The following is a 14,057-nucleotide window of genomic DNA, read 5'->3' as shown; positions in this document are numbered from 1 at the left end:
CACCAGCGGCCGACAACGTACACGGAGCGGGGTCGACGGGTCGCCCAACGGACCGCCCCCGCACAGCAGTAAGGAGTTCGCGCCGGGACCGTTCGAGCCGGGATCGGCTCGAGGTCGGAGTTCGGATGCCGAACCGAAGCGGCCGGGCGAGGCCGAGTCGTCTCAGGAGCGTCGCTCTCCGATCAGGTTTCGGAGCCGGCCGGGGATCCCCAGCAGGGAGAGACCGAACCCGAACAGGACCATCAGGACGTAGACGCCGAGCGTCGACGTCCAGACGACCAGCAGTGCGAGGATCGCCCAGCCACCGTTCAGGAAGTAAAACGCCGCGATCGACATCGCCGTCCCGTACAGCAAGACGAGATACGGCCCCCAGTCGCGGGCGTGGCCACGGCGGACCCGTCGGCGCACGTAGCGTTTGAGGTCGCCCTCGAGCGACTCTCTTCGAACGGTCCGGTCCTCGACATCGTCTTCGAAGGCGGCCACGCGGTCGCGCAGTCGCTCGACCTCCTCGCGGAGGGCCGCGGCGTCGCTCGCGCGATCGCGCGTCCGGGCGCTGGCGCTCCTCGCGGTCGCACGGTCGCTCGCGCGGTCCTCCGTGGCTCCCTCGTCGGCCCCCGTAGCGTCGTCGGTCATCGCTTCTGTCGAAATCTGTCGGTGTCCGGGACTTTGTAGCTGCCGATCCGCTTCACGGGTGACGAGCACCGCATTGAGGACGGCACCGAAGACGAGGATGATCGCGCCGACGTACAACCAGATGAGCACGAGAAAGACGGCTCCGAGCGCGCCGTAGACCGCATACCCGGTGACGAGATCCGTATACAGCCAGAAACTGCGGCTCAGTGCGTACCAGCCGATGGCGGCGACGGTCGTTCCGGGTGCGGCCTCGCGGAGCCCGACGTTTGCACCCGGAAAGACGACGTACAGCGGCAGAAACGTCGCGACCAGGCCGAGCACGACGAACAGCTGTCCGACGGCCGAGAGGCCGTATCCGGGAAGGAACTGGATCGCGACCTCGAGGAGCCCGACGATCACGAGTCCCAGCGTGATACCGAGAAACACGATCGTCGCGTCCCAGATGGTATCGAGCAGCGACTTTTCCCCCGCAGTGCCGTACACCCGCGAGAAGGCCCGATCGAGCCCGCGAAGGACGCGACTCGAGCCCCACAGAAGCCCGAGAATGCCGACGACGGTCGCCCCCTGCCGACCGGTGTCGTCGACGAGCGTCTCCGCGAGCAGTTCCCGGGCCGCCGGCGTGAGCACGTCGCTGGCCGCCGCCGTGAGCCGGGCCGCGAGCGCGTCGCCGCCGATCGATGCGGCGATGCCGAGTGCAAGCAGCATGAGCGGCACGAGGGAGATGAACCCGTAGAACGCGACGCCCGCCGCGAGCAGCGTCAGTTGTTCGTTGCGAGCGAGCCGAAACGCCGCTCCCGCTACCGCCACGCCCCGTTTGGGGTCGAGCACGCGCAGTGCTTCCACGCGAGCCGCTATATGTAGTCCCGTCGGACAGGCCCACAACAGCTGCTTACGCTGGGGTGCTCGGCACGGTGTCTCCGGCTCGATCCGAGCGAACTCCCGTAATCTTTCCTTTCGACCAGTGAACCGCCGGCCATCGCGACCGGGAACCACGACGGACCGGTGGGGGACCGATCCGACGCCGACAGCGAAACTGCAGAGGGTGCTAGCCGAACCGCGGGACAGGTCCCGTCCGCCGACGGAGAATGACCGCGATCAGTCGAGGTTGGGTTCGGTCGCCGCGCGGATCTCGCCCACGCTGGCGTCCGTCTTGAACGTCGTCCCCCCATAGTGGGCTCGAGACGCTGCGTAGCCCGCATCGCGAAGGTCGGCCAGGAACTCGTCCATCGCGTTCGCGGGCAGCCCCCAGTTCCGACAGAGCTTGTGCTGGTCGTAGTGGGTGGGTTCGGCCAGTTCCGCTGCGAGCGTGTCACAGAGTTCGCGGGCTCTTGGCGCGGTGTCGAACGTGTAGGGAATCTCGTCGCGGACTGCGCCGACGAACGCCGAGTCCTGAACGGGGCCGAGCCAGACCGGGCCGGCGGTGAGCATCCGATTGCCGTCGCAGTGGGGACACGTCTCGAGGGGGTCGGCGATCAGTCCGGGATCGGCCTCGCGGTAGAGGCAGTCTTCACAGTGATAGAGGTGGCCTAACTCGTCGATCGCGGCGTCGGCCGCCGTGGGCTTGTGGGTCAGTTCGAGGTACGTCCGGACGTAGTGGCTGGTCGCGTGGGTGAGGAGTGGCTCGATACCGACGTCGAACCGGGCCGCGCTGCGCGCGAGCGCCGAGACGAGGATTCGCACGCCCATCTCGGCGTGGTAATCCGTGTTGCGGGGCACCGCGGAGTACGAGCGGACGCCGCTGTTGAAGTGCGCGCCGCACATCGGCGCGGTGTCGGTCGCGGTGACACAGACCAGATCCCGGCAGTTCGCGAACGCGGCGTCGGCGAACGGCATCGGCGTCCCGTAGGGGTCGAGGTCGATCACGTCGAACGGCTCGTCGTGCATGAGGGCGGTGACATTGCGGTGTTCGACCGACGCGTCGGCCGCCAACTCGTTTCGCTTGAGGTTCGCCCGCGCGAGGTCGACCGCCGCCTCGTCGACGTCACAGCAGGTGACGTCCCAGCCGTCGGCAGCGGCCCGGACCCCCCGGACGCCGCTTGCAGTCATCGCGTCCAGATACGACGTGGCCCGCTCTTCACGCTCGCGGTAGGCCCGCAGCGTCGCGATCGTCAGATCCCGGTTCAGTTCCTGTCGCGGGTTGTAGAAGACCGCCTCCTCGATGCCCTCCGTCTGTTCGCCGGGGACCTCGAGTTCGACCCCGCCCTCTGTGACGCGCATACCTCGTCTCGTCGGTAGCGGGCGAAAAACGGTGTGGTCTCGAGCGGGCGATCGACCCGGCGCGGCGGGTCGATGGACAACCAAACCGATTTTACAGTCCGATGCACAGGTTCAGTTGTGCCGAAGGCCAACCCCGTCGAGCGATGGCAAGCAACTCTCGAGGAAGCCGGCGAACTCACGCCCGAGATCGTCGGCCGGATCACGGATATCCACGGTGACCGCGGGGTTCGGGCCATCGAAGCGGTGGGCGAAAACCGCGTGAAGTCCTACCGTGATTTTACGATCGTCGTCGGCTACGATGACGAGTACATCGTCGAGGACGGCGGCTGTACCTGCAAGGACAGCGAGTATAACCTGGATGCCGACGACCCGACCGAACGCTGCTGGCACTCGCTGGCCGTCGCGATCGCTCGCCGGGTCGGGCACGTCGACTACCACGACATGTGGTACTCCGACGTGCGCGAACTGCTGTAGTGCCCAGCGGTCGGTTCGTTCCGGATTTCGTTCGAAGCGTCGGGCGTCGCCCACGGACCCACGGTCGGAATCGGTCCCGGCTCAGAACGGCACTGCACGCACGGCGAGGTAAACGACCACCGAACTGATGGCAACCCGCACCAGCCGCCGCACTGACGGTTCGACGGGATCGTCCGCCGACGGCTCGTATCGAAGCCGGAGAGCACCGTTTATCCCGAACGCACCGGCTAGCAGAACACGGGTGATCGGGTTAAGCCATGCGTACATGCCGCTCGCCGCTGGAGTCAGCACGGCTGTCCCGAGGCAGACGAAGCCGAGTCCCTGGATCTGCCACCACTCGAGTCGACGGTCGCCGACCGTGATCCGATCGCGGCGGCCCGCGGTCACGAAAGCGGTTGCCCCGAGCGCCGTCCACCCGCTGGCGACGAGAGCGATGGTGGCGGGAGCACCGACCGTAGACTGAGAGTTGGCCCAGGCCGTCCAGCCACACACGATGAAGAGCAGGCACCCGAATCCGACACTACTCCGCCGTTCGGACCACACCATATCCGAAACGTATAGGATAGCTGTAATAAACAACCCGGTCGAGGGAACGCGGAGCGGACGAACAGGGTCAGTTCCGGTGACCGACTGCCGTCACCGTCGTCGCGTTACGCTTCGGCGCAGATTTCGACGAAGTTCCGCAGGATCTGCAGTCCCGTCTCACCGCTTTTCTCGGGGTGGAACTGCGTCCCGAAGACGGTGCCGGCCTCGTTCGCGACGATCGACGGGAACTCGCGCTCGTAGTCCGTCGTCGCAACCGTCGCGCGCTCGTCGTCCGGAGCCGCGTAGTAGGAATGGACGAAGTAGGCGTAGTTGCCGTCCACGCTCCCTCCTCGCGGGCTGCTCCCGTTCGGATTCTCCGTTGTGCCACGCGCAACGCCCTCCACGAGCGGGTGTTCGCGCTGGACGTGAAGTTCGTTCCAGCCCATGTGCGGGACCTTCTGTCCCTCGGCGAACCGGACGTTCGTTCCGGGGATCAGGTCCAGTCCCTGGACGGCCGACTCGCCGTCCGTGTCACCCTCCTCGCTGGTCGTGAGCAGCATCTGCATGCCGAGACAGATCCCGAACAGCGGGGTCCCGCTCTCGGCCACCTCGAGGAGGTCCTCGCGGAGCGGGTCGGCGTTCTCGACGCCCTCGCGGAACGCACCGACGCCCGGGAGAACGACGCCATCCGCTGTGGCGAAGGCGGCCGGGTCGTCGGTGATCTCGACGTCGGCCCCCGCCCGCTCGAGACCGCGCGTAACGCTGCGGAGGTTCCCGAGACCGTAGTCGACGACGACGACGGAGGCGAGGGACTGCGCCTGTGGAGACGAAACGGTGCTCATACGCGTACTCGGCGGGGCGCGTTGAAGTGAATTGCCTTTCGGGCAACCGACTGTTACCCGCCCGTCGGGCACCCGCGGGTCGACGAGTCGGTCGATCGGCGTCCGTCGTCGCGACCGCCGTTGCCGTCACCGCTGAGAGTCATTGCGACGACCGTCCTGATCGCTAGCAGCGGTCGTGTGGTCTATACTGGCACGGTGACGGGGCGTGTCTGTAATGACAGGAATCGATCTGGACGCCGTCCTGACTGGACGCCGCGCGCGAGGCGCGATCAGAAGCCATCGAGGCGCGACTGTCCGCCCTCGCTGTCCGCAACGCCGGCGAGTTCGGCCGCGCGCTGCACGGCGTTCTCGAAGGGTTCCGCCTGACTCCGGTCGTACAGCGTCGCCGCCGGATGCACGGAGATCAGGAGTCGCCGCGGCACGCCGTCGATCCGGACCTCCTCGAGATCGCCCGCCTCCTTGGTCACCGCGACCGATCGCTCGAGCAGGTGCTCGCTGGGCACCTTCCCCAGCGTGACGATCACTTCCGGATCGACCGTGGCGAGTTCCCGCTCGAGGTAGCGCCGACAGTTGGCGAGTTCGTCGGTTTTCGGATCGCGGTTCTCCGGGGGCCGACAGCGAACGCAGTTGGTGATACGGACGTCGCTTCGATCGAGACCGGCGGTTCTGAGGGTGTCGTCGAGAACGGACCCGCTGCGACCGACGAACGGCTCGCCGTGCTCGTCCTCGTTGGCTCCGGGGCCTTCACCGACGAACAAGAGGTCGGCGTCCTCGGGACCGACACCGTTGACGATCCGGCTGCGTGAGTCGACGAGCGCCGGACAGCGCGTACACTCCGTGACACAGCAGTCCTCCATTGCTCCCATACAGGGGGGCTCAAGCGGTCGCCTCCTACGTCTTTCGGGACGCACCCGCGGTCGGAAGACCGACTGGCTCCCTCGGCCTCTCCCGGCGGGCTGTGGGTGACCGAGATGCGACCGCACGCCGCTCTCGGTCGACCGACGCGGAGCGGTTTCATTCGACCGTTCGAACGTACGAATCGGCCGCTCGAGCCGTCATCCGCGCGATCCGAAGCGGCTCGGGACGGCCGCCGTCGGGCGTGAACGCCCGGACGACGTCGTCGGCGTCGGCGGCCTCGAGGCCGACGTGTCTGACGTAGACGGTCTCGCCGTCGACCGACAGTTCGCGCCGATCCGGCAGCGCTCGGTAGGTCCCGAGGCGGTCCTCGAGTTCGGGTCCCGAAAAGGCGTCCCGGAGGCCGGCCTCGAGGCCGTCGCTGGCCTCGAAGGTGACGGCGATGACCGGCCGGTCGACGGCCTCCCGAACGCGCGAAAGTGAAAGAACGTTGTACCACGCGGGGGCGATAGCACCGAGCAGGACGTACCGGACGTCCGGACGGTCGAGGCCGTCGACGAGGTCGATGACGGCGTCGGTTCCGTCGGTGCCGCCGACGCGACAGGTACCGTACGCGAGTCCGTCCCAGACCCGGTCGGCACGGACGACGGCACCGGCGAGCGTGCTCCGCGTTTGATCGTGATCGCCGCGGTACGATTCGGCGATGCCCAGCGCCCGTACCCCGGCTTTCATCCGTCAGTCGCTCTCGTCTTTGATCTCCTTGAGACGGTCGAGCAACTCGTCGCTCGACGCACCGTTTTCGAACTCGATGGTTCCGTCGTGGCTGTTCTCTCCCGACTTGACCGCGTCATCGTCGTCAAAATCAGCGTCGACTTCCTGTTGCTCGGATTCGTCGTAGCTCCCGAATCCCATACAGTATTCCCTACGGGGTTCCGATTGAAAAATTCCGCGGTTACCGGTTTATTACCGTTCCCCAACCAGGCAACACGTTCGGGAGCGCCGCTGGAACGGAGGGGACGCCGACCCAATATAAAATATCCGCCATATCATGCGTGGGACGATATCGCCGTGTCGCGGTCGAGGGGATCGTTTTTGCCGACGGCTATCCACGGTCCTCATATGGAAGTCCACCACGTCACCGAGGCTGCGGAGACGTTCACCTGCAACGCCTTTCTCGTCGTCGGCGACCGGACGACGCTCGTCGACGCCGGGGCGATGGATGGCATCGTCGACGCGATTCGCACCCACACCGACGACCTCGAGGCCGTGGTCATGACCCATCAACACGGCGACCACGTCGCCCAACTCGAGACCGTCCGTGACGCGTTCGATCCGGACGTGTACGCCTACGACGACCATCCGGCTCGCACCCACGCGATCGACGACGGCGACACGGTACGGATCGGCGACGAGGATTTCGAGGTCGTCTACACTCCGGGTCACGCCGACGACCACGTCTCGTTCGTCTCCGAGTCGGCGCTGTTCTCCGGGGACGTCGTCGTCCACGACGACGGGGCCTTCGACTACGGTAGCTTCGGTCGCACCGACAGGGCCGGCCAGTCCCGCGAGCGACTCATCGAGAGCATTCGGGACCTGCTCGAGCGCATGCCCGCCGGCGTCGAGCACATGTACCCGGGTCACGGCGGCGTCTTCCACGGCGACGTGCGTGACGTGGTGCGAACCGCGCTCGAGCGGGCGGAGAAACGGGAGCCGAAGTACCCCGACCAGTAACCGGGTCGGAAAGCCGACGTTTCTCCCGTCGTCGGACCGATCCCGAGCGCCGTCGCGAAGGAGCGCCGCTCTCGAGACCGGAGCAGGGCGCGGGGGCGAACCCGATATCTCCGGCGCGGGTTCGTGTTCGCCGGCGTCGAACGCCGAAGGGTTGCGGGAACCACGAAAAGGTGGCATAATCCAACACTATGAGGTCAAGAACTTACCACGATCAGTCGGTGTGTGGGGCGTATGGGAGTCAACGGACCGACTGCGATCGCGACACGGACGCTGGGTCCGATACAGACGACACGGAGCGAGGTGGCGACCCAGATCCGGACCGACACGCTGTTGCATTCATCGCTATGGGTAAACATCGCACTGGCGGGGCTCTCGATCCTGGTGTTTCTGTACATGGCTCGGACCGTCCGAGCGAATCGGGCGCGACTGATCGTCGGCGCGACGCTCATGATCCCGTTGGTGTCGTTATCGAGTTACCTGGGTCTGGTAACCGGGCTCACGGCCGGTCCGATAGAGATGCCCGCCGGCCACGCGCTGGCCGGGGAGGACGTACTCAGCCAATGGGGACGGTATCTCACGTGGACGCTGTCGACACCGATGATCCTATTGGCGCTCGGGTGGCTGGCGGAGGTCGATACCGCTGACCTGTTCGTCGTTATCGCCGCCGACATCGGGATGTGTCTCACCGGTCTCGCGGCGGCACTGACCACCTCGTCGTACGCGTTCCGGTGGGCGTTCTACCTCGTCAGTACCGCGTTCTTCGTCGTCGTCCTCTATGCCTTGCTCGCGAAGTGGCCGACGAACGCCGAGGCTGCCGGCACGGGAGATATATTCGGCACCCTGCGGGGGCTGACGGTAGTCCTTTGGCTCGGCTATCCGATCGTGTGGGCGCTCGGAGTCGAAGGCTTCGCTCTCGTCGACTCGGTCGGACTCACCTCGTGGGGCTACTCGCTTCTCGACATCGGCGCGAAGTACCTATTCGCGGCCCTGCTTTTGCGCTGGGTTGCCAACAACGAACGCACGATCGCGTCGGCCACCGATCCGGCCGCGGCCGGCGTCGGGGACCCCGTCGAGGACTGAGCGCGCCCGCGGAATCGATCGGCCGCGCCCGCGGATGTCACTACGGAAACACCATCTGGAAAACGAGCCGGCCGCGTCGGCCGATTATGCGGCGCGCGCTTCCTTCGCCTTGGGACGAAGCTTCTTGTAGCCGCACTTGCGACAGCGCGTGGCTCGCTTGGAGTTGCGAGCGTTACAGCGCATACAGATCATCTTCTCGAGCATCCGTTTCTCAGCTGCGTCGAAACTGGCCATACTCGCCCTTTGCCCGTGGTGCATTTAATCGCTGTGATCCGACCGACCCGCACAGGATTCCCGATACCGGTCGGCCACGGAGACGCCGCCGTCCGCGCTACTCCGCGTCCTCGTCGGCTAAATACTCTTCCTGCACCGCCACGACCTCGCTCGAGTCCGCACACTCGCTGTACCGTCGCAGCGGTTCCTCGTTGAGCGTCAGGAAGGTCTCGCCCCAGCGGAACGGCTCGAGCAGGTCCGCGGCTCGCTCCCGCTCGTCGAAGATACAACAGGCACCCGCGAGCGCCTCGACGGTGGTCAACCGGAACGGGCGACCGTAGTTGATGGGGTTCGCGGCGACGAGAAAGGGGAGCGCCCGGTGAACCCCGCGCATTTGAAACGACGCCTCCTCGGCGGATTCCCACGAGCAATCGAGGGCGACCAGCGTCCCCAGCCCCGCCTCGAGATCGGCCGGCGAGAGCGCCCGCTCGGCGTGGGGATTGAGGACGACCCCGTAGGGCACCTGCCCCATCGATCGATACAGGGTCGCCTTATCGAACTTCTCGAGGCGACGCGCGGTACACTTCTCGGGGTCGTCGTCGCCCTCGTAGTAGACGTGACACTCCACGCGGGGAACTAGGCGGTGTCGGGACAAAAGGGTCGTGGAACCGGCCCGATCCCGACGGGAGCGTGCCGGATCGTGGACCGTGACACGGCTTCCGGCTGCGCAGCGGTTCTCGTTCGATCGGTGCACATATGCCGCTCGTGGCCCGACTCAGTAGCATGCTCGAGACGGGGGAGACCGCACCGACGTTCGACGGTCCCGCGGCCATCGACGGGGAGGTTCGAGAGGTCACGTTCGAGGAACTGATCGACGACAGCGGCGTCGTCTTGTTGCTCTTCTACCCGGCGGACTTCAGCCCGAGCTGTACCGAGGAACTCTGTTCGCTTCGCGACCTCGATCTGTTCGGCCTCCAGAACGACGTTTCGATCGTCGGCGTCTCGACCGACACCGCCTTCAGCCACCGGGCGTTCGCGGCCCAATACGATCTCGGCTTTCCGCTCGTTTCCGACAGCGACGGCTCGATCGCCGCGACCTACGGCGTCCTCGAGGACGAACTGTTCGGCGGCCATCCGGATCTCGCCAGGCGATCCGTGTTCGTCCTCGACGGGGACCGAACGATCCGGTACGTCTGGTCGGACGAGGACCCGCTCCAGCAGCCGGATCTCGAGGAGATCCGCGAGGCGATCGAGACCGTCTCGGACGACGACGCGGCCGTCGAGCGCTACCGGATCGCGACCACGCACTATCGGGACGGACTCGACAACTACGAACGGGGACGCGAGGCGGTCGCGACCGAGGACTGGGTGACTGCGGCCGCCGCGTTCGACGATGCGGTCGGCCCGCTCACCGACGCGCTCGAGGCCTTCGACGCCGCCAGGCGATACGCCGATGACGATGCGGTGAGTCGGGCCGCGGAACGCGCGAACGAACAGGCGACCGACCGACGCAACGCGGCGAAGTGGTACGCGACGGCGGCGGACCACTACGGACGGGGCGACGAGGCGGCGGGTGACGACTACCGGACCGACGCCGATCGCGCTCACGCTGCCGCCGTCGATCGGGAGGACCCACCCGCACCCGACGACCTCCCCGAAACCGATGCCGACGGGACGGCGGACCCCTGAGGCGGGAGTCGGACGCTTTTGCCCGTGGCGACGAAAGGACCGATATGGACACGGAACCGAACGCGACCGCCGATCGTCACGACCTCGTCCGTCAGTACTACGACGCGCTCGACGAGCACGACTACGCCGTCCTCGAACGGCTGCTCTCGCCCGCGTTCGTCCAGTGCCGTCCCGATCGGACGTTCGAGGACCGCGAGTCGTTCGTCGCATTCATGCGCGACCAGCGGCCGAACCCGGACACGAGCCACGACATCAAGTCGATCGTTGCCGATGGCGCTCACGTCGCCGTCCGCGGCCGCGTGGTCGAAGAGGGCACCGTACTCTTCGAGTTCGCGGACTTCTTCCACATCGAGGACGGTCACATCGACCACCTCGAGACCTATTCGCGGTGACTCAAGCCGAACAGGTGTTCGGCCGCGAACGCGAAGCGGTCATTTAACTGAAATGGGGGCCAACGGTCCGTATGGCCCTCTCCGATTTCGTCGCCGCCGTCGCCGCAGTCTTCCGCCGCCGCCCGGGCGATCTCCTGCCGATGTACGTCCTCGGGATCGCGATCACCGGGATCGTGCGCGTCGTTCCGTTCGCCGCGCTCGTCATCGCCACCCTCTATCTCGCGACGACCGGCCGACTGGACACGGTCCGGACGGCAGTGGCCGAACTGGAGCCACCGCCGACCGACCCCGAGGCGCTCGACGCGTGGGCCAGCGGCCTTGAGCCGCTGTTCGACCAGATACTGACGCCGCCGCTTCTCACCCTCGCTGCGGTGACGGTCGTCGTGAGCATCGTGCTGTTCGCACTGCTGTCGGCCGCCGTCGCTGCGGGACAACTCGCGGCCTGTTACGGACGGTTGCGAAGCGAGCGCGGGCTCGTAGCCGGACTCGCGGGAGCCCGCCGATACTGGCTGCGGTTCCTCGGGCTCTTCGTGCTCGAGGTGCTCTGCTGGGGCGTCGTGCTCGTCGCCGTCGGCATCGGGGCCGCGCTGTTGGCCGGCGCGGTGTCGCTCGCGACTGGGTCGGGGGTGGGACCCGCTTTGGCCGCGCTGTTCGCGGGTCTGGTGGCGATCGTCCTCATCGTCGCCATCCGGGCGCTGTTCGCGTTCGCTTCGGTCGCGATCGTCGTCGACGATGCGGGCGTCGTCGGCGCGGTCCGACATGCCGGCGGATTCATCCGGGCGCGGCCGGTTGCGGCGATCTTCTACTACATCGTGGCGTTTCTGGCGTTCGTCGGCCTGGCGACGATCGCCGGCCTGCTCTCGCTGGTCGACATCGTCGCGCTCGAGTCATTGCTCTCCGTGTTGGTCCTCTTTCCGGCGCTGGACCTGTTGAAAACGACGGTTTACTGCGACTACCGGGGGCGACTGCGGCCGCCGGAACCGCCGGCACGCTCGCTTCGCAGCCAGCTTCGATCCGGGCTCCGCCGCGGCTGGGCCGAAATGACGGCGTTCGTTCGGGCGACGCCGGGGACCCACGCGCTCATCGTCGCCCTCGGCGTCCTCGGGTTCTGGATCGGCTGGGCGACCGCCGGCTCCGTCGCTGGCGGGTTCGAGACGTCGATCGCGGCCCGGCTCGAGGGATGGCTCCCGCCGGCGATGGCGGTCGAACTGTTTGGCAACAACTGGCTGGTCGCGCTCACGACGGCCTACGCCGGCATCGCCCTCGCGGTCCCGGCGATCGTCTCGGTGCTGTTCAACGGCGTCGCCCTGGGGTTCACCGCCCGGCTCGAGGTCGCGCCGCGTGAACTCGCCGCCTTCGTCGTCCCGCACGGTGTCATCGAGATTCCGGCGATCCTGATCGCCAGCGCGCTCGGGGTGTCCGTCGGCGTCACCGCCTGGCGGACGTGGCGGGGGCACGTCGGGATACCGGCCCTCGCGGACGCGCTCGAGCGTGCGTTCTGGGTGCTCGTTGGCGTCGCCGTGTTGCTAGCGGTCGCGGCTGTCATCGAGGGGTTCGTGAGCCCGTACTACTATCGGCCGTTCCTCTGAGCCGATTCAAACGCGGTGCGCTGTGGCCCTCCCACCTCGACGCTCGCCCACGGCTCGTCGTCCACACGGCGGACAATAGCCACTACTATCATCCGAGCGGCCTGACGGACATCCGTGTTGCGAGCGCTTCTCGAGCGGATCGCCACCGCGTTGCTCGGCCGACTCCTCCTCGCGGTCGCACTCGTAGTGCCGGCGCTCGGCGTCGTGGTCCTGGTGAGCGGCGGCACGGAGCTGTTGCTGGTGGTCGGGCTCTCCAGGAGCGTCGCCGGACTGATCGCTGCGGGTGCGGCGACGATCGTGAGCGTCGTCGGACTCGCCGCGTTCGGCTCCTTCGCTATCGAGTGGTGACTGCCAGCCGACCGATCGTAAGCGACTATCGGTACGCCTCGAACTCCGTCCCGAACACTAGGAAGTAGGCGGTGCCGACAAGCCCGATTACGGTCGCGATGCCGAACGCGACCGTCGGATCGCCGGCGAACAGTTCGCCGCCGGTCACCGGATTCGGGACGCCACTCCACAGCAACCCACCGAGCGCGGCGCTCGGAATGACGATCAGGTTCCGCAGGAGGTAGTACGCCCCGGTTACCCGGCCGCCGGCCCCCAGCTCGGCGGGACCGACGATCAACGCCTTGTGCGCCGGCAACCCGGCGAACCGCAGCCCCGAGAAGGCGAACAGTCCCGCGAGGACGGCCGCATCGTCGGGCGCGTTGATCAACATGATCGGGAAGATCGCGTAGACGGCGAACCCGAGCGCGACGACGGGCTTGAGACCGATCCGTTCGGCGGCCTTGGCAGCCGGCAGCATCGTCAGGAGGGCGACGAGCATTTCGATGCCCAGCAGGAGTCCAAAGTACGACTGCGGCGAAAGGGTCACGGTGCCGACCGTCGGCAGAGACAGGGTAAGCCCCACCTCGAGGACTCGAGTCACGACGATGACGAAGAAGACGTAGACCATTCCGTTAGCGAAACGCACGAGCGTATCGCCGACCAGCAGCGGCCGGAGTTCGGCCGGCATCGAGCGGAGATCAGCGAGCAGTTGGGAGACGCCGCCGAACTCCGTGCCGATATCGTCGTCGGGCCGGTAGAGGAGGTGCTGGACGACCGTGCCGAGCGCGCCGACGACGACCGCGATGAGCAGGATCAGCTGAAAGGCGGTGACGATCTCGCCGTCGCTCGAGCCGAACGGATAGAACAGCGCCGCGGCGAACAGGGGCCCGACGAGAAACGCCGTCCGGCGGAGCGTCTCGGTGCTCGCGAAGCCGGCGGCCAGTTGCGAGGGCGGCACTGCTTGCTTGACGATGGCGAACGTCGCGCCGAGTCCGAATGACTTCCAGGCCTGCGCGAGGAGCATGCCAAGAAAGATCGTGACGATCGCCAGCGATGTCGGACCGACCGAGATGTCGGCGAACGCGGGCGCAATCAGCCAGATTCCGAACCCCACCGTCGAGCAGCAGCCGAACGCGGTCAGGGCGTACCGCGATCCGATCCGGTCCGAAATCGCCCCGCCCGGATAGGGGTAGACGGCGCTGATGACGTTGCCGAACGAGCCGAACAGGCCGATGACGACCGCCGACGCACCCAGTGCCGACATGTATTCGGCCATATATCGATTGGTCATCTGAAAGCCGAGGCTGAACGCGAACATCGCCGCCGAGAGGACGAGGACGTCCCGCTCGAGCGCGAGGAACTGCCGAAACGGGTCCAGCGGATCGGCCGCGCCGTCTTCCCGTTCCTGTTCGAGACTCATACGGCTCGGTTCGCAGTGACCGGGCTTGAAATTTGGTCTTGCCCGCGTCTCGGCCTCGATCGACACCGAT

The 14,057-nt window shown here is 66.9% G+C and carries 17 protein-coding genes; 7 read left to right on the top strand and 10 right to left on the bottom strand.

The window, feature by feature from the left end; all coding sequences use genetic code 11:
- Positions 1-162 precede the first annotated feature (162 nt).
- Positions 163-1,440 (bottom strand): YihY/virulence factor BrkB family protein, encoded by a 1,278-nt coding sequence (locus tag FGF80_RS08595; protein ID WP_175417059.1) that lies wholly within the window; start codon positions 1,438-1,440, stop codon positions 163-165.
- Positions 1,441-1,728: 288 nt separating this feature from the next.
- Positions 1,729-2,850, bottom strand: coding sequence for a tRNA (guanine(26)-N(2))-dimethyltransferase (locus FGF80_RS08590; RefSeq protein WP_138653385.1), 1,122 nt, complete (start codon positions 2,848-2,850; stop codon positions 1,729-1,731).
- 117 nt (positions 2,851-2,967) lie between these two features.
- Between FGF80_RS08590 and FGF80_RS08585 the strand changes: the two genes are divergently transcribed.
- Entirely contained in the window at positions 2,968-3,324 is a 357-nt protein-coding gene (locus FGF80_RS08585) for a hypothetical protein (protein ID WP_006185557.1), read from the top strand.
- Positions 3,325-3,405: 81 nt separating this feature from the next.
- On the opposite strand, the gene FGF80_RS08580 is transcribed toward FGF80_RS08585, so the two are convergent.
- The 5 genes from FGF80_RS08580 to FGF80_RS08560 all read right to left on the bottom strand — a co-directional run bounded on the left by FGF80_RS08580 (position 3,406) and on the right by FGF80_RS08560 (position 6,458).
- Positions 3,406-3,870, bottom strand: coding sequence for a hypothetical protein (locus FGF80_RS08580; RefSeq protein ID WP_138653383.1), 465 nt, complete (start codon positions 3,868-3,870; stop codon positions 3,406-3,408).
- A 104-nt stretch (positions 3,871-3,974) separates the two neighbouring features.
- On the bottom strand, positions 3,975-4,691 hold the full coding sequence (gene hisH / locus FGF80_RS08575) for an imidazole glycerol phosphate synthase subunit HisH (protein WP_006185559.1): 717 nt from the start codon (positions 4,689-4,691) through the stop codon (positions 3,975-3,977).
- Positions 4,692-4,960: 269 nt separating this feature from the next.
- Positions 4,961-5,557: a uracil-DNA glycosylase gene (locus FGF80_RS08570; protein ID WP_138653381.1), complete on the bottom strand. Its 597-nt coding sequence runs from the start codon at positions 5,555-5,557 to the stop codon at positions 4,961-4,963.
- A gap of 148 nt (positions 5,558-5,705) precedes the next feature.
- On the bottom strand, positions 5,706-6,278 hold the full coding sequence (locus tag FGF80_RS08565; RefSeq protein ID WP_138653379.1) for an endonuclease dU: 573 nt from the start codon (positions 6,276-6,278) through the stop codon (positions 5,706-5,708).
- 3 nt (positions 6,279-6,281) lie between these two features.
- Positions 6,282-6,458, bottom strand: coding sequence for a DUF5786 family protein (locus FGF80_RS08560; protein WP_006185562.1), 177 nt, complete (start codon positions 6,456-6,458; stop codon positions 6,282-6,284).
- 207 nt (positions 6,459-6,665) lie between these two features.
- On the opposite strand from FGF80_RS08560, the gene FGF80_RS08555 reads away from it, so the two are divergent.
- On the top strand, positions 6,666-7,277 hold the full coding sequence (locus tag FGF80_RS08555; protein WP_006185563.1) for an MBL fold metallo-hydrolase: 612 nt from the start codon (positions 6,666-6,668) through the stop codon (positions 7,275-7,277).
- 231 nt (positions 7,278-7,508) lie between these two features.
- Positions 7,509-8,357, top strand: coding sequence for a bacteriorhodopsin (locus FGF80_RS08550; RefSeq protein WP_006185564.1), 849 nt, complete (start codon positions 7,509-7,511; stop codon positions 8,355-8,357).
- Between the two features lie 84 nt (positions 8,358-8,441).
- Here the strand turns inward: FGF80_RS08550 and FGF80_RS08545 are convergent, their stop codons facing one another.
- Together FGF80_RS08545 and FGF80_RS08540 are read right to left on the bottom strand one after the other, a co-directional pair.
- A complete protein-coding gene (locus tag FGF80_RS08545) occupies positions 8,442-8,591 on the bottom strand; it encodes a 50S ribosomal protein L40e (RefSeq protein WP_006185565.1) in 150 nt (49 codons plus the stop codon).
- Positions 8,592-8,688: 97 nt separating this feature from the next.
- Positions 8,689-9,198 carry a DUF367 family protein gene (locus tag FGF80_RS08540; RefSeq protein WP_006185566.1) on the bottom strand — a complete coding sequence of 170 codons (510 nt, stop codon included), beginning with the start codon at positions 9,196-9,198 and terminating at the stop codon, positions 8,689-8,691.
- A 155-nt stretch (positions 9,199-9,353) separates the two neighbouring features.
- Here FGF80_RS08540 and FGF80_RS08535 point away from each other — a divergent pair, with 155 nt between their 5' ends.
- The 4 genes from FGF80_RS08535 to FGF80_RS08520 all read left to right on the top strand — a co-directional run bounded on the left by FGF80_RS08535 (position 9,354) and on the right by FGF80_RS08520 (position 12,588).
- Positions 9,354-10,259: a redoxin domain-containing protein gene (locus FGF80_RS08535; protein WP_238705365.1), complete on the top strand. Its 906-nt coding sequence runs from the start codon at positions 9,354-9,356 to the stop codon at positions 10,257-10,259.
- A gap of 44 nt (positions 10,260-10,303) precedes the next feature.
- Entirely contained in the window at positions 10,304-10,651 is a 348-nt protein-coding gene (locus tag FGF80_RS08530; RefSeq protein ID WP_138653375.1) for a nuclear transport factor 2 family protein, read from the top strand.
- Positions 10,652-10,722: 71 nt separating this feature from the next.
- Entirely contained in the window at positions 10,723-12,240 is a 1,518-nt protein-coding gene (locus tag FGF80_RS08525; RefSeq protein ID WP_138653373.1) for a stage II sporulation protein M, read from the top strand.
- Between the two features lie 114 nt (positions 12,241-12,354).
- The gene (locus tag FGF80_RS08520) at positions 12,355-12,588 is read left to right on the top strand and encodes a hypothetical protein (protein WP_049908071.1); all 234 of its coding nucleotides are present in this window, start codon (positions 12,355-12,357) and stop codon (positions 12,586-12,588) included.
- Between the two features lie 25 nt (positions 12,589-12,613).
- Here FGF80_RS08520 and FGF80_RS08515 read toward each other — a convergent pair whose 3' ends face one another.
- On the bottom strand, positions 12,614-13,987 hold the full coding sequence (locus FGF80_RS08515) for an MFS transporter (RefSeq protein ID WP_138653371.1): 1,374 nt from the start codon (positions 13,985-13,987) through the stop codon (positions 12,614-12,616).
- Positions 13,988-14,057 lie beyond the last annotated feature (70 nt).

Origin of the sequence: Natrinema pallidum (genome assembly GCF_005890195.1) — an archaeon.
Taxonomy (GTDB): Archaea; Halobacteriota; Halobacteria; order Halobacteriales; family Natrialbaceae; genus Natrinema; species Natrinema pallidum.
This window is presented reverse-complemented; position numbering and strand designations above follow the sequence as displayed.

Excerpts from the sequence above, each read along its gene's own strand:
- FGF80_RS08590 (WP_138653385.1), bottom strand. The coding sequence starts at position 2,850 with ATGCGCGTCACAGAGGGCGGGGTCGAACTCGAGGTCCCCGGCGAACAG.
- FGF80_RS08580 (WP_138653383.1), bottom strand. The coding sequence starts at position 3,870 with ATGGTGTGGTCCGAACGGCGGAGTAGTGTCGGATTCGGGTGCCTGCTC.
- hisH (WP_006185559.1), bottom strand. The coding sequence starts at position 4,691 with ATGAGCACCGTTTCGTCTCCACAGGCGCAGTCCCTCGCCTCCGTCGTC.
- FGF80_RS08570 (WP_138653381.1), bottom strand. The coding sequence starts at position 5,557 with ATGGGAGCAATGGAGGACTGCTGTGTCACGGAGTGTACGCGCTGTCCG.
- FGF80_RS08565 (WP_138653379.1), bottom strand. The coding sequence starts at position 6,278 with ATGAAAGCCGGGGTACGGGCGCTGGGCATCGCCGAATCGTACCGCGGC.
- FGF80_RS08560 (WP_006185562.1), bottom strand. The coding sequence starts at position 6,458 with ATGGGATTCGGGAGCTACGACGAATCCGAGCAACAGGAAGTCGACGCT.
- FGF80_RS08555 (WP_006185563.1), top strand. The coding sequence starts at position 6,666 with ATGGAAGTCCACCACGTCACCGAGGCTGCGGAGACGTTCACCTGCAAC.
- FGF80_RS08550 (WP_006185564.1), top strand. The coding sequence starts at position 7,509 with ATGGGAGTCAACGGACCGACTGCGATCGCGACACGGACGCTGGGTCCG.
- FGF80_RS08545 (WP_006185565.1), bottom strand. The coding sequence starts at position 8,591 with ATGGCCAGTTTCGACGCAGCTGAGAAACGGATGCTCGAGAAGATGATC.
- FGF80_RS08535 (WP_238705365.1), top strand. The coding sequence starts at position 9,354 with ATGCTCGAGACGGGGGAGACCGCACCGACGTTCGACGGTCCCGCGGCC.
- FGF80_RS08530 (WP_138653375.1), top strand. The coding sequence starts at position 10,304 with ATGGACACGGAACCGAACGCGACCGCCGATCGTCACGACCTCGTCCGT.
- FGF80_RS08525 (WP_138653373.1), top strand. The coding sequence starts at position 10,723 with ATGGCCCTCTCCGATTTCGTCGCCGCCGTCGCCGCAGTCTTCCGCCGC.
- FGF80_RS08515 (WP_138653371.1), bottom strand. The coding sequence starts at position 13,987 with ATGAGTCTCGAACAGGAACGGGAAGACGGCGCGGCCGATCCGCTGGAC.